Annotated in this window: 15 protein-coding genes; 6 read left to right on the top strand and 9 right to left on the bottom strand. The window is 69.1% G+C overall.

Translation table 11 applies throughout. The features are described 5' to 3' along the window. Positions 1 to 38 precede the first annotated feature (38 nt). The gene (locus tag JKJ07_RS09695; RefSeq protein WP_202991055.1) at positions 39 to 1,016 is read right to left on the bottom strand and encodes a Gfo/Idh/MocA family protein; all 978 of its coding nucleotides are present in this window, start codon (positions 1,014 to 1,016) and stop codon (positions 39 to 41) included. A gap of 47 nt (positions 1,017 to 1,063) precedes the next feature. On the opposite strand from JKJ07_RS09695, the gene JKJ07_RS09690 reads away from it, so the two are divergent. Then, positions 1,064 to 1,855, top strand: a complete 792-nt coding sequence (locus JKJ07_RS09690) for an NUDIX hydrolase (RefSeq protein ID WP_202991053.1) — start codon at positions 1,064 to 1,066, stop codon at positions 1,853 to 1,855. A 113-nt stretch (positions 1,856 to 1,968) separates the two neighbouring features. Here the strand turns inward: JKJ07_RS09690 and pstB are convergent, their stop codons facing one another. The 6 genes from pstB to JKJ07_RS09660 form a co-directional block, all read right to left on the bottom strand. Beyond that, positions 1,969 to 2,745 (bottom strand): phosphate ABC transporter ATP-binding protein PstB, encoded by a 777-nt coding sequence (gene pstB, locus JKJ07_RS09685; protein WP_133874204.1) that lies wholly within the window; start codon positions 2,743 to 2,745, stop codon positions 1,969 to 1,971. 9 nt (positions 2,746 to 2,754) lie between these two features. Then, on the bottom strand, positions 2,755 to 3,840 hold the full coding sequence (gene pstA / locus JKJ07_RS09680; protein WP_202991051.1) for a phosphate ABC transporter permease PstA: 1,086 nt from the start codon (positions 3,838 to 3,840) through the stop codon (positions 2,755 to 2,757). Further along, positions 3,837 to 4,910: a phosphate ABC transporter permease subunit PstC gene (gene pstC, locus JKJ07_RS09675; protein ID WP_202991049.1), complete on the bottom strand. Its 1,074-nt coding sequence runs from the start codon at positions 4,908 to 4,910 to the stop codon at positions 3,837 to 3,839. The genes pstA and pstC overlap by 4 nt, the downstream gene beginning before the upstream one ends. 41 nt (positions 4,911 to 4,951) lie before the next feature. Further along, on the bottom strand, positions 4,952 to 6,049 hold the full coding sequence (pstS, locus tag JKJ07_RS09670) for a phosphate ABC transporter substrate-binding protein PstS (protein ID WP_202991047.1): 1,098 nt from the start codon (positions 6,047 to 6,049) through the stop codon (positions 4,952 to 4,954). A gap of 280 nt (positions 6,050 to 6,329) precedes the next feature. Continuing rightward, positions 6,330 to 7,202 (bottom strand): mycothiol synthase, encoded by an 873-nt coding sequence (gene mshD, locus JKJ07_RS09665; protein WP_202991045.1) that lies wholly within the window; start codon positions 7,200 to 7,202, stop codon positions 6,330 to 6,332. A gap of 10 nt (positions 7,203 to 7,212) precedes the next feature. Continuing rightward, a complete protein-coding gene (locus JKJ07_RS09660; protein ID WP_179854978.1) occupies positions 7,213 to 7,935 on the bottom strand; it encodes a winged helix-turn-helix transcriptional regulator in 723 nt (240 codons plus the stop codon). Between the two features lie 257 nt (positions 7,936 to 8,192). On the opposite strand from JKJ07_RS09660, the gene JKJ07_RS09655 reads away from it, so the two are divergent. From JKJ07_RS09655 to JKJ07_RS09640, 5 genes are all read left to right on the top strand, one after another. Beyond that, positions 8,193 to 9,194 (top strand): hypothetical protein, encoded by a 1,002-nt coding sequence (locus JKJ07_RS09655; protein WP_307834193.1) that lies wholly within the window; start codon positions 8,193 to 8,195, stop codon positions 9,192 to 9,194. Positions 9,195 to 9,263: 69 nt separating this feature from the next. Then, entirely contained in the window at positions 9,264 to 10,058 is a 795-nt protein-coding gene (locus JKJ07_RS09650) for an LmeA family phospholipid-binding protein (protein WP_307834192.1), read from the top strand. Next, entirely contained in the window at positions 10,030 to 10,206 is a 177-nt protein-coding gene (locus JKJ07_RS52200) for an Ms5788A family Cys-rich leader peptide (RefSeq protein WP_369076995.1), read from the top strand. The genes JKJ07_RS09650 and JKJ07_RS52200 overlap by 29 nt, the downstream gene beginning before the upstream one ends. 184 nt (positions 10,207 to 10,390) lie before the next feature. Next, positions 10,391 to 11,239, top strand: coding sequence for a sulfurtransferase (locus tag JKJ07_RS09645; RefSeq protein WP_202991041.1), 849 nt, complete (start codon positions 10,391 to 10,393; stop codon positions 11,237 to 11,239). A gap of 2 nt (positions 11,240 to 11,241) precedes the next feature. Further along, the gene (locus JKJ07_RS09640) at positions 11,242 to 11,577 is read left to right on the top strand and encodes a DUF1416 domain-containing protein (RefSeq protein ID WP_202991039.1); all 336 of its coding nucleotides are present in this window, start codon (positions 11,242 to 11,244) and stop codon (positions 11,575 to 11,577) included. A gap of 62 nt (positions 11,578 to 11,639) precedes the next feature. Here JKJ07_RS09640 and JKJ07_RS09635 read toward each other — a convergent pair whose 3' ends face one another. Further along, on the bottom strand, positions 11,640 to 12,239 hold the full coding sequence (locus JKJ07_RS09635; RefSeq protein WP_202991037.1) for a hypothetical protein: 600 nt from the start codon (positions 12,237 to 12,239) through the stop codon (positions 11,640 to 11,642). A gap of 40 nt (positions 12,240 to 12,279) precedes the next feature. Further along, positions 12,280 to 13,536: an AI-2E family transporter gene (locus tag JKJ07_RS09630; protein ID WP_202991036.1), complete on the bottom strand. Its 1,257-nt coding sequence runs from the start codon at positions 13,534 to 13,536 to the stop codon at positions 12,280 to 12,282. Positions 13,537 to 13,618: the final 82 nt, after the last annotated feature.

The raw sequence follows: 13,618 nt of genomic DNA, 5'->3' as shown, positions 1-13,618 counted from the left end.
TTACCGTCCGGGGCTCGGCTGCCGAGCCCCGGACGGTCTTAGTAGGCGACGCCGATCTCCTCGCGGATCGTGTCGAGCAGCGTCATGATCTCCAGCGTCGTCGCGTGCGGCATCAGCGGGCTCTCCAGCTCGCCGGCCAGCAGGCAGCGCTGCACCTCGGCCGCCTCGAACTGGTAGCCGCTGCCCGGGAAGTCGTACTCGTGCGTCTCGGGATCGCGGCCCGGCCGGTGCACCACGAACGAGCGCGGCACGAAGAAACCCTCGGGCAGCTCGATCCGCCCGTCGGTGCCGGTGATCGTCGCGTTGTTGCGGCTCTGACCGTTGATGCTGCAGGTCAGCGCCCCGACGGCGCCCGGCTCCCAGCCCAGCAGGACGCCGGTGTTCTCGTCGACCCGCTCGGGGGTCAGATGCGCCCAGGCCTGCACGGAAGCGGGCGCCCCCATGATCAGGTGGGCGAAGTTGATCGGGTAGACGCCCAGGTCGAGCAGCGCGCCGCCGCCCAGCTTGGGGTCGCGCAGCCGGTGCTCGGGCTCAAACGGGCCCTGCAGGCCGAAGTCGGCGTGGATCGAGCTGACCCAGCCGATCGCGCCCTCCTCGACCAGCTCGGCGATCTTGCGGATGGCCGGGTTGAGGCGCATCCACATGGCCTCCATGAGGAACACGCCCTTGTCGCGGGCCGCGGCCACGAGCCGGGCGGCCTCCGGCAGGTCGAGCGTGATCGGCTTCTCGACCAGCACCGCCTTGCCGGCCTCGACGCACAGGTGGGCGCCCTCGGCGTGGAAGGCGTGCGGCGTGGCGACGTAGACGACGTCGACGCCGGGGTCGGCGGCCAGATCCGCGTACGACCCGTGGGCCCGGGCGAAACCGAACCGCTGGGCGAACTCGGTGGCGGTCTCCTGCCGGCGGGAGCCGACGGCGGCGAGCTCGGCCCCCGGCACGTGCTGCAGGTCGGCGGCGAACGAGGCGGCGATGCCACCGGGACCGAGAATGCCCCAGCGAACCTTCTGATCGGTCATGATCCTTACGGTATCGTTTTGGCCCGCCGCGGTGTCACGATCGTCGGGTGACCGATTCCACGCCGTTCCGCCTGCCCCCGGCCCTGATCAAGCGAGCGCGCGAGTTCGACGGGAAGCCGGCGCCGGTGCGCGACGCGGCCACCGTCGTGCTCCTGCGGCCGTCGGAGCAAACCTTCCAGCTGTACGTGTTGAGGCGCGCGACCACGATGGCCTTCGGCGGCCTGTACGCGTTTCCCGGTGGCGGGGTCGACCCGGACGACCGCCCCGAGCCGATCCGCACCGACTGGCCCGCCCGTCTCGGGGCGCCCGCCGACCGTGCCCACGCCGTGGTCGGCGCCGCCGTACGGGAGCTCTTCGAGGAGACCGGCGTGCTGCTCGCCGGCCCGGTCGAACAACCCGACCGGACGATCGCCGACGTCGGCACCGACGACTGGGAGGCCGACCGGGCCGCCGTGCTGGCCCGCGAGCTGACCCTGAGCGACCTGCTGCGCCGGCGGGGCCTGCGGATGCGAGACGACCTGCTCTTCCCGTGGGCGCGCTGGGTGACCCCGGAGTTCGAGCCCAAGCGGTACGACACGTGGTTCTTCGTGTCGCTGCTGCCCGAGGGCCAGCTGCCTCGCGACGTGTCCGGCGAGAGCGAGGACACCACGTGGATCACGGCGGCGGACTCGGCCGGGCTGGCGATGCTGCCACCGACCCGCTCGGTGATCGACTCGCTCACCCCGTACGGCGAAATGGCCCAAGTGGTCGCGGCCGCGAGCCGCCGCGACGCCGCAACCCCGGTCACACCCCGCGTCGAACTGACAAACGACGGCGGCGCGCTACTGCACCTGCAGTAACGCGCCACCAACTGGCCCAACCCCGCCACACCCAGGGGGCTGGCCAAAAAATACGCCGCCGCAAATGGACAATTCGACTTATCCACAAGTGACGTTCAAAACAGATTCCTGGCCTAGCCGAAGCGGCCGGTGATGTAGTCCTCGGTCTTCTTCTCGGTCGGGTTGCTGAAGATTTTCTGCGTGTCGTCGTACTCGATCAGGCGGCCGGGGTCGCCGGTCTTGTCGATCGAGAAGAAGCCGGTCTTGTCGCTGACGCGCGCGGCCTGCTGCATGTTGTGCGTGACGATGATGATCGTGAAGCGGTCCTTCAGCTTGAACATCAGGTCCTCGATCGCCAGCGTCGAGATCGGGTCGAGGGCCGAGCAGGGCTCGTCCATCAGCACGACCTGCGGCTCGACCGCGATGGTGCGGGCGATGCAGAGACGCTGCTGCTGACCACCGGAGAGGCCGGCACCGGGCCGGTTCAGGCGGTCCTTGACCTCGTTCCACAGGTTCGCCGACTTGAGCGACTGCTCGGCGGCGTCGTCGAGCACCGACTTCTTCTTGACGCCGTTGAGCTTGAGGCCGGCCACGACGTTCTCGTAGATCGACATCGTCGGGAACGGGTTGGGCCGCTGGAAGACCATGCCGATCATCCGGCGGACCGCGGTGACGTCGACGTCCGGGTCGTAGATGTTCTGGTCGTCGATGGTCAGCGAACCCTCGATGCGGGCGCCCGGCAGCACCTCGTGCATGCGGTTGACCGACCGCAGGAACGTGGACTTGCCGCAACCCGACGGCCCGATGAGGGCGGTGATCGTCTTCGGCTCGACAGTCATCGAAACGCTGTCGATCGCCTTGAACGAGCCGTAGTAGGAGGAGACGTTGCTCGCCTCGATGCGCTTGGCCATGGGTTACCTCTACTTGGACAGACTGTTGCGACGGGCGAGCAGCTTGGCGGCGATCGTCAGGATGAGCACGATCGCGACCAGGGTCAGCGCGGCCGTCCAGGCCCGCGCCGGGGCGTACCGGGAGGCATCACCGGCCTGCTGGTACACGAAGAGGGCCAGGGACTGCTGTCCGCCCTCGAACGGGTTGAAGTTGATCGACGCGGCGCCACCGGCGACCAGCAGCACCGGGGCCGTCTCGCCGGCCGCGCGGGCGACGGCGAGCATCACGCCGGTGACGATGCCGGGCAGCGCGGTCGGGAGGACGACCTGCAGGATCGTCTTCCACTTGGGCACGCCGAGCGCGTACGCGCCTTCGCGCAGCGGCCCGGGCACCAGGCGCAACATCTCTTCGGTGGAGCGGACGATCGTCGGCAGCATCAGCACTGTCAGTGCCAGTGAGGCCGCGAAACCGGAGAACCGCGGGGTGCCGTTGTTGAACCAAGGGCTGACGATCAGAACCCAGAACGACAGGATGAACAGACCGGCCACGATCGACGGGATACCGGTCATGACGTCCACGAAGAAACGGACCGTGTTGGCGAACCGGCCCCGGCCGTACTCGACGAGGTAGATCGCGCCGAGCACACCCAGCGGCACCGCGATCAGGGTGGCGATGCCGACCTGCTCGAGCGTGCCGATGATGGCGTGGTAGGCGCCGCCCTCGGGGTCGCGGGCGCCGATGTTGTTCATCGACGTGCTGAAGAAGTTGCCGTCGAGCCGCTCGACGCCCTTGGAGACGAGCGTCCACACCACCGACGCGAGCGGCAGGATCGCCAGCAGACAGGCGGCGTAGATCAGCGTCTTCCACATGCGGTCGAGCGCGGTGCGCGGACCCTCGATGCGGCCGGCGACGATCTGCAGGCCGATCAGGTAGAAGATCACGCCGAGCACGGCGACGAGCACGTAGTTGCCGATGCCGAAGCCGTAGACGATGGCGGCCGCGATGGCCAGGCCGGCCACGGCGACGCCGAGGTTGACGGCCACCGGCAGTCGCTTGGTGCGAATGTTGTCCGGCGTCATGACGACGCCGGAGGCCTCACGATCAAGAAGACTCATGCCGCACTGTCCCGGAACTCGCGCCGACGGTAGATGATCGCCCGCGCCGCCATGTTGACCACCAGGGTGATCGCGAAGAGCACGAGACCCGAGGCGATGAGCGCGCCGCGGCCGGTCTCGTTGGCCTCGCCGAAGGCGTTGGCGATGTTGGCGGCGATCGAGTTACCGCCGTTCTCGATGATGTTGAACGAGATGTTGAAGACGATGCCGAGGGTCATGGCCAGGGCGATCGTCTCGCCGAGGGCCCGGCCGAGGCCGAGCATCACGGCGGCGATCACGCCGGGCTTGCCGTAGGGCAGAACCGCGGTGCGGATCATTTCCCACTTGGTGGCGCCCAGGGCGAGCGCGGCTTCCTCGTTCATGCCAGGGGTCTGACGGAAGACCTCGCGCGACAGCGAGGTGACGATCGGCAGCACCATGATCGCGAGGACCAGGCTGCCGAGCAGCACCGAGCGGCCGAACGGTCCGTCGCCACCGAAGATCGGGATCCAGCTGAAGTATTTGTTGAGCCACCCGGAGAACTCGCGGACCGGCTCCATGAAGACGTCCCGGCCCCAGAGGCCGAAGACGACACTGGGCACGGCGGCCAGCAGGTCGATCACGAAGCCCAGCGGCGTGGCCAGCCGCTTGGGCGCGTAGTGCGACAGGAACAGTGCGATGCCCAGGGCAATCGGCACCGCCACGAGCAGCGCGATGATCGAGGTCAGCACGGTGCCGAAGGCGAGGACGGCGATGCCGAACCGCGGCTCGGTCTCGTTCGGGAACCACTGGTTGAAGGTCAGGAAGTTCTCGTTGTCCGCGCGGATGGCCGGCACGGCCTTGGAGATCAGGAAGATCGCGATGGCGACGATGATGACCAGCACCATCGCGCCCGCCGCCACGGAGAGGCCCTTGAAGCCGGCCTCCATGCCGAAACGGGTCTTCTTGGGCAGGGCGCCCCCGCCGCCGAATGGGGGCTCGTCGTGACTACTCGGTGAAACACCGGTGCCAGCGCCCCGGGTGTGACGTCCGGTCACACCCGAGTCGCTGGCGGTGGCGTTCTCCGAGCGGGAGGAGGGGTTGTCACCCATCTGCTCGCTCGCTGTCGTCTCGGAGGGATTTGTTCGTCAGGTCAGGAGATCGAGGCGACCGCGGTCTCGACCTTGCTGCGGATCGACTCCGGCAGCGGGGCGTAGCCCAGGTCGCCCAGGGCCTTCTGGCCACCGGTGCTGGAGGTGTAGGAGAAGAAGGCCTTCAGCGGAGCGGCCTTGGCGGAACCCTTGCTGCAGACGATCTCGTAGGTCACCAGGACGATCGGGTAGGCACCCGCGGTCGTGGCGGCGTAGTCGATGCTGAGCTTCAGGTCGTTGCCCGTGCCCTCGATCTTGGCGCCCTCGATGCCCTTGCCGGCGCTCTCGCCGGTCAGCTCGGTGTACTCGCCGGCACCGTTCTTGATCTTGGCCTTCGAGAGGTCGCTGTTCTCGGCGTACGAGAGCTCGACGTAGGAGATGGCGCCCGGGGTGCCCTTGACCGCGGTGGCGATACCGTCGGACTTGGCGGCACCGGTGCCACCCTTGGCCTTCCAGGCCTTGGCGTTGCCGTAGGTCCAGTCGGCCTCGGCGGTCTTGCTCAGGTACTTGGTGAAGTTGTCAGTCGTGCCCGACTCGTCCGAGCGGTGCACGGCGGTGATCGCGCTGTCCGGGAGCTTGGCGCCGGTGTTCTGCGCCGCGATCGCCGGGTCGTTCCACTTGGTGATCTTGCTGTCGAAGATCTTGGCGAGCGTGGGGGCGTCGAGCTGGAGCCCGTCCACACCCTCCAGGTTGTAGACGACCGAGATCGGGCCGACGACCATCGGGAGGTTGAGCGCGGCGCCACCGGGGCACTTGGCGTCGGCCTGCGGCTGCTCCTCCTCCTTCAGGGCGGAGTCGGAACCCGCGAAGTCGGCGGTGCCCGCGATGAACGCCTGGATGCCGGCGCCCGAAGCGGTGCCCTGGTAGTCGACCTTGGCGTCGGCACACTGGGCCTGGTAGGTCTTGATCCACTCGTCCATGGCGTTCTTCTGCGCCGACGAACCCTGAGCCGTCAGGCTGCCGGCGACACAGTTGCCGGCAGCCTCAGACGCACCGGCGTCGTTCGGCGACGACTCATTGTCCGAGCCGCAAGCGGTGAGCGCGAGCGTCGCAGTCAAAGCAAAGCCGGCTGCCAGAAAACCGGACCGCTGGAGCTTCACAATATTCCCTTCGATGGTTTGCATGCCGGCTTCGCACCGGCACCACCGAAGCTAGGAGCGAGAGGTAGCCGGTTACCCGGGGCTAAATGAACGCGCAGTGAACACGTTTACGCCTCAACATGGCCTTGCCCTGAGTACGAGTTGTCCGTTGCGTGAACTGAGTGACGAGAGACGGAATTGTCGGATATATCCGGGCGGTAGTTACCACCTCGAGATGCGTCCTTGTCCGGGTCGTGACTCGCGGGACGGGCCGACTGTGGCGGCTGCCACCCTCACCGGATTATGGCCGTCGGTAGTTGATGTCCGTCTTGTAAATGGCGAAACCAAGCCGCTGGTAGAGCGCCACGGCGGCGGTGTTCGACTCGTCGACGTACAGGTTGGCCACGGTCAGTCCCTGCTCGGCCAGGTGCCGCAGCCCGGCCACGCTCAGCGCGGCGCCGAGGCCCTTGCGGTGACCCGTCGGGTCGACGCCGAGCACGTAGATCTCCCCCAGCGCCGGGTCGTCGCCCGTGGCCGGGTGCACCTTGGTCCAGTGGAAGCCGAGCAGCGTGTCGGCGATATCCACCGCCAGCAGGAACCCGGCCGGGTCGAACCACGGCTCGCCCTCGCGCGCCAGCAGGTCGTCGCGGGTCCAGCGGCCCTGCTCGGGGTGGTGGGCGAAGGCCCGGGAGTTGACACCGAGCCAGGCGTCCTCGTCGCTGCCGGGCCGGAAGCCGCGCAGCGTGACCCCGGCCGGGAGCGGAATGTCGGGCAGGGGCTCGGTGAGCGAGCGCCGCATCTGCCACAGCACCCGTACGCGCTCGAAGCCGTTCTTCTCGGCGAAGGCGCGCGCGCCGTCCTCGTCGCCGTGCGCCCAGAACCGCAGCGGACCCGAGCCGGCCGCGGTCAGCAGGGCAGTGCCGTAACCCCGGCGGCGATGGGCGGGGTGCACCACGAGCTCGCCCTCGGAGAACGCGTAACCGGCGAGGGAGCCGTCCTGGGCGTACGCCAGGAAATGCTTGTGCGCGGCGGGATCTCCCCCGCCGCGCACACGAAGCACCACATCTTCGGAAAGTGGGTAGACGCCGTCGGCCTGTTCCGCCGCGGCGGCCAACGCGAGCACGTCGGCCGACTGGGCGGCGCTCAACCGGTCAAGGATCCGAACAGGCGTCATGCCCTCAAACCTAGACCGGAAGCGAGACCGGCTCGTTGTCGGGCAGCTGGCGGCCGGAGGGCGGCACCACGAACTTGTAGCCCACCTGGCGCACCGTGCCGATCATCGACTCGTACTCCGAGCCGAGCTTGGCCCGCAGCCGGCGGACGTGCACGTCGACCGTGCGGGTGCCGCCGAAGTAGTCGTAGCCCCAGACCTCGCGCAGCAGCTGATCGCGGGTGAAGACCCGGCCCGGGTGCTGGGCGAGGAACTTCAGCAGCTCGAACTCCTTGTAGGTGAGGTCGAGCGGGCGGCCCTTGAGCTTCGCCGCGTACGTGTCGGGGTCGATGTTGAGCTCGCCCGCGCGGATCGAGCCACCGGCGCCGGCGGTCGCGTTGCTGAGCCGGCCGACGCCCAGACGCAGGCGCGCCTCGACCTCGGCGGGACCGGCGCTGGCCAGGATGACGTCGTCGACACCCCAGTCGGCGTTGAGGGCGATCAGGCCCGCCTCGGTGACGACCGCCATGAGCGGGACGCCGATGCCAGTCGCGTGCAGCATGCGGCACGTGGCGCGGGCCTCGGAGAGCTCGGAGCGGGCGTCCACCAGCACGGCGTCGGGGCTCGGCCCGGACACCAGCGTGCGGACATCGCGGGGGGCGGTGCGTACGGAGTGGGGAAGCAGATCCAGCGCGGGCAGCACAGCGGAAGGCTCTCCGGCACGTGCCGTCACCAACAGAAGGATTTCCACACTCACCTCCGTCCTTGCGGCGCGGGGCCGCTCGGGTGACTCGATGGCGTAACTTCTCGGCCAGCCATCGGCGGACAGTTTCCCGGCGTCACCGACGGGTGGGCTGGGCTTACCTTAACCGATGCATCACCGGGAACGCCTCGATCGTTTGACTGAGTGATGTAGTGAACGCCCTTCCGGCGTACAAATGGCGGTTTCGTAACAAGCCTTTTACTTACGCCGCCGAATTGGGTGACCGGTCACCTTCTGGCACGATCGCAGGCGTGTTCCCCTCCATGCCGCAGGAAGAGCCCTGGGACGCCGACGCCTCGCGGGAGATCGCCAGGTCCGGTGGCAAGCGGCCGCCCGCCGGCCTCCGGAGCGACTCCGAGACCCCGTCCACCAGGCCCTCGGACGAGCCCGAGGAGACGGACGACGAGTTCGAGGAGATCGAAGAGGTTCCCGTACGGCGGCAGCTGTCGCTCGCCATCGCCGGTTTCGCGGGGCTGCTCTCGGTCGGGCTGGTGCTGGGCGCCCTGACGTCGGCACCCGACTCGCGCCTTCCGTACGCGATTGTGCTGTTCGGCGTGCAGGTGCTCTATCTGCTGGCCTGGGTGATGGCCCTCAACCCACCCGCGCCCGGCCCGACGGCCGCGGTGGCGGGGGTGGCCGCGCTGGTGGCCGACTATCTCGCCGTCACCCGGACCGAGGCCGCCCTGCTGCCGCTGGTGTGGGTGACGGCGGGCGGGTTCGTCGTGGCGCTGATCGGGCAACTGTTCCGCGCGCAGGACAGGGCCCGGCTGACCGACTCGTGGCGCACCACCCTGGCGATCGTGGCCGGCGCGGTCGCGTTCGCGATCCCGATCCTGCTCACCCGGCAGGAGACCGGCACCCAGACGATCATCGTGTGCGCCGTCGCGGGCGGGGTCGCGCTGGTGGTGGCCCGCGCCGCCGACGCCGTCTTCCCCAAGCCCCGGATAGCCGCCCAGGTGCCGCGCGGGGTGGCCGGGGTCGTGCTCGGGGCGATGCTCGGCACCCTGTCGGGGGCCGCCCTGGGCAGTTTCCTGGTCTTCCCGTTCACGCCGGCCAAGGGCGCCGTCGTCGGCCTGACCGCGGTCGTGGCCGCCCATCTGGTCGACCTGGCGGTCAACTTCGGACAGGCCGGTCGCGAGCTCGCCGGTGACGCGCCGACATTCTGGGTCGCCCGCCACATGCAGGGCCCGCTCGGCGCGTTCGCGCTCGTCGCCCCCGCGGCGTACGCGTTGAGCCACTGGTTCTTGACATAGCCGTTTCGCGGGGTGCCCGGTGCGGGCATGTACGGTTCTCGGCAAGTTTTGGCTCTGTCAGGAGGACCGGTGAGCGGCGAGGTCTACGGCACGCAGCGCCCGCGCAAGAAGCGGTGGGGACGGCGATTGCTGATCACGTTCCTCGTGTTCCTGATCCTCATCGCCGGCCTGCTCGTGGTGCTCGACCGGTTCGCGGCCGGCTATGCCGAGCGCACGATCGGCGACCGGGTCTCCGAGCAGGTGGCCGATCAAAATGCGACCAGCGAGAAGCCGGACGTGAAGATCGAGGGCGTCCCGTTCCTGACCCAGGTGCTCGACGGCAACTATCAGGAGATCCGCATCCAGCTGGCCAACCTGACCGGCCCGGCGGGCAACAACCGTACGGTCAAGGTGGCCAACCTCGACGTCCGCGCCCGCGACGTGAACGCCCCGCTCGACACGATCCGCAGCGGCACCGGCGACATCGTGGCGCGGACGGTCACCGGCACCGGCACGATCGACTACCCCCAGCTGGCCGAGCTGATCGGCCAGCCCGGCCTCAAGCTCAGCGAGAAGGACGGCAAGCTGGTCGGCAGCGCCCCGCTGCAGGCGCTCGGGCAGACCTTCAACGTCTCGGGCACGGCCACCGTCGCCGTCCAGAACGGCGTCGTGCAGGTGCGGTTCTCCGACGTGACCGCGGCCGAGCTGCCCAACGTGCCGATCGTCCGCAACCTCGTCAACGCGTACGTGCAGAAGCTCTCGGTCGACCTGCGGGTGCCCGAGCTGCCGCTCAAGCTGGCCGTGCAGAAGGTCGAGCCCCGGCCCGAGGGTCTTCAGTTCACCGCGGGCGCCGACGATGTGTCACTCAACGCGGGCGGACTGTGACCCCAGACATGTTCCCGGATCGTGGTCGTCTCTGTTACCGGCACATGAACCGCTGGTAGGGTCCGTTCTCATGAGCCCGTTGCTCACCAAGAGGCGTGCGGTCGACCTGTGCCGCATGGCCGCCTGCCTGTGTTGCCCCGTCATCTGACGGGGCCACGTGTGCTGAGCACCTTCTAGCTCTTCTCCCCGCCGGCAATGCAGCCGGATTCGTGGCGCCGTCGCACGACAGCTCGAGATCCATTTCCAATCTCCACTGGGTCCCGCGCGCGGTGCGACACCAAACTCCGTGCGCTGACTCACCCCCATCTCTCACCTGACAAGGGAGTGAACCGATGAGTCGCGACACCGCACTCGTCTCGGCCGACTGGGCCGAGCAGAACCTCAACACCCCCGGCGTCGTCTTCGTCGAGGTCGACGAGGACACCACCGCCTACGACGGCGGCCACATCCCGGGCGCCGTCAAGATTGACTGGAAGCAGGACCTCCAGGACCCCGTACGGCGGGACTTCGTCAACCAGGAGCAGTTCTCCGCCCTCCTCTCCGAGCGCGGCATCGCCAACGACGACGTCGTGGTGCTCTACGGCGGCAACAACAACTGGTTCGCGGCGTACGCGTACTGGTACTTCAAGCTGTACGGCCACGGCGACGTCAAGCTGCTCGACGGCGGCCGCAAGAAGTGGGAGCTCGACGCCCGCCCGTACACCAAGGACGTGCCGGTCCGCGAGAAGACCAGCTACTCCGCCGCCGCGCCCGACCTGACGATCCGCGCCTTCCGCGACGAGGTCGTCGAGGCCATCGGCGTGAAGAACCTGGTCGACGTGCGCAGCCCCGACGAGTTCGCCGGCCGCCTGCTCGCCCCGGCGCACCTGCCGCAGGAGCAGTCGCAGCGGGCCGGTCACATCCCGACCGCGATCAGCGTGCCGTGGAGCAAGGCCGCCAACGAGGACGGCACCTTCAAGTCCGACGAGGAGCTCACCAAGATCTACGGTGACGCCGGCCTCGACGGCAGCAAGGACACCATCGCGTACTGCCGGATCGGCGAGCGCTCCTCGCACTCCTGGTTCGTGCTCAAGGAGCTCCTCGGCCACGAGAACGTCAAGAACTACGACGGCTCCTGGACCGAGTACGGCTCGCTCATCGGCGTCCCGATCGCCCTCGGCGACGAACCTGGGAAGGCGTGACCATGACTTCTCCGTCAGCCAACACCGCGGCCGGTTGCGCCGCGCCCGACCAGTCGGCTCCCATCCCGGCCTCGGTCGACCTCAACCGCGAGACGGTGCTGACCGGCATCGTGCAGAACACCGAGGGTGAGGCGGTCGGCGGCGCGTACGTGCGGCTGCTCGACTCGACCGGCGAGTTCACCGCCGAGGTGGTCTCGTCGCCCGAGGGCGTGTTCCGCTTCTTCGCGGCGCCCGGCTCGTGGACCCTGCGTGCCCTGTCGCGCAGTGGCAACGGCGAGGCCGTCGTGGACGCCACTGTCGGCGTCAACGAGGTCGCGCTGGCCGTGGCCCCGGCCTGATCCTTCTTCTTCGCTCACGCTCTGTTCGGGGCGGGCTTCCCTTGCCGGGGAGGCCCGCCCTTTTAACGTGGGCTGCCGTCCCACTTCCACGCCGTCGGGCGGGGACGGCCCGGCAGGTCGGCGCGGCCGGTCGACCAGAGCAGCGCCGTCCACGGGGCGGTGCCGGCCGGCGCGTCGGGGAAGAGCCGGTCGAGCGCGGCGGCGCAGAGGTCGGCGGGCGGATCCCATGCGGTCACGTCGTTGGTGTGGACGAGCACCTCGACCACGCCCATCGCGGCGAAACCACTCGGGTCGGACGGTCCGTAGTTGTGGAACGACATCCGGTCGCGCGGAGCCGTGGCGACCATCGCGGCCAGCAGGGCGCCGGACGATTCGAGAACCCGTAACAGCCCGCGCGGGCCGTCGGTCGGATCGACGAACACTGTCAGGCCAGGGCCGCCCTCACGGCGATACTGCCAGCCGTACGGAACGTGGTCGGTCACCGAGGGCTCGGCCGGGGACAGCTGGGCCGCGTACGTGAAAAGGTCGTCCGCCATGTGCTCGACGGTCTCCCAGCGGGTCCAGGTGAGGTCGCCTGCCTTTGCCTGCCAGTCGCCCGCCTCGACCTTCCGAAGCGTGTCGAGGGCCAGTCCTACCGTGCGCGTCACGTCGTCAGCATTCATCGCCTTCAGTCTGCGACCACTGTCTACGCGTTTTCGGCAGTCAGCTGCTTCCGCCGCCGGCGACGACCACGGCGGTCGGTGGGACCTCGGGGCGGCGGCGGGCCAGGCGGCGGATGCCGGTGTTGAGGACGGCGATCAGCGGGACGGCGACCAGCGCGCCGATGATGCCGGCCAGCACGACGCCCGAGGCGATGCCAATGATCACGGCCAGCGGGTGGATGGCGACGGCCCGGCCCATGATCAGCGGCTGCAGGATGTGCCCCTCGACCTGCTGCACCAGGATCACCGCGCCCAGCACGATCAGCGCGATCACCCAGCCCTGGTCGACCAGCGCCACCAGCACGGCGACCGCGCCCGACACGCTGGCCCCGACGATCGGGATGAACGCGCCCAGGAACACGAGCGCGGCCAGCGGGAACGGGAACGGGATGTCCAGGATCACCAGCGCGATGCCGATGCCGACGGCGTCGATGAAGGCGACCAGCACGGTGGCGCGGACGTAGGCGCCCAGGGTGGCCCACGAGGCGTCCCCGGCGTCGGCGATCGACCAGCGGGCGTTGACGGGGAAGAGCCGTACGACGAAACGCCAGATCTTGCGCCCGTCGCGCAGGAAGAAGAACGTCGAGAAGAGCACCAGGAGCATGCCGGTGAGCACCTCGAACACCGTGGCGGCGGTGGCGATGCCGGTCGAGGTGAGCGACGCGCTGTGCGTGTTGATCCAGTCCTGCGCGTTGTCGATGGCCTGGTTGACCTGGTCGTCCGAGAGGTGCAGGGGCCCGGTCTTGGCCCACTCCTGGATCTGCCGGACGCCCGCGGTGGCGTTCTGGGTCAGCTGGGGCAGGCCGTCGAGGAACTGGTTGATCACCAGCGTGAACGTGCCCGCGACGGCGGCCAGGCCGCAGATCAGCACGAGGAAGGTGGCCAGCGAGGGCGGCAGCCGCAGCCGCCGGAACCAGCTCACCGCCGGGCCGAGCAGGGCCGAGAGCAGCAGCGCGACCGCGAGCGGGATGACGACGACGCTGATGATGCCGATGAAGCGCAGCAGCGCCCAGCCGACCAGCCCGACCACGATGAGCCGCCAGCCCCAGGCCGCGGCGATCCGCAGCGAGTGCGGCACCTCGGCGTCGTCGCGGCTGTTCGTCGAGTTGTGGACGTCTTCCGGCTCGGGCGGCGGCGGGGCGAAATCGGCCTCGTTGTCGGGTTCGGTCGTCGATTCCTCGCGAGCGAGGCGTACGGACTCCCGCCCCGTTTCATAGGCGCGCTTCACGTTGTCCCGGACTCGCTGCAACCGGCTCACCGCTACAACCTAGTCTCCGGGCGCTCCCCCACGGTGGCCGCCACGGCGGGCGGCGTACCGTCAGCAATCGTGAGCACCGACA

Origin of the sequence: Paractinoplanes lichenicola, assembly GCF_016785085.1 — a bacterium.
Lineage (GTDB): Bacteria > Actinomycetota > Actinomycetes > Mycobacteriales > Micromonosporaceae > Actinoplanes > Actinoplanes lichenicola.
This window is presented reverse-complemented; position numbering and strand designations above follow the sequence as displayed.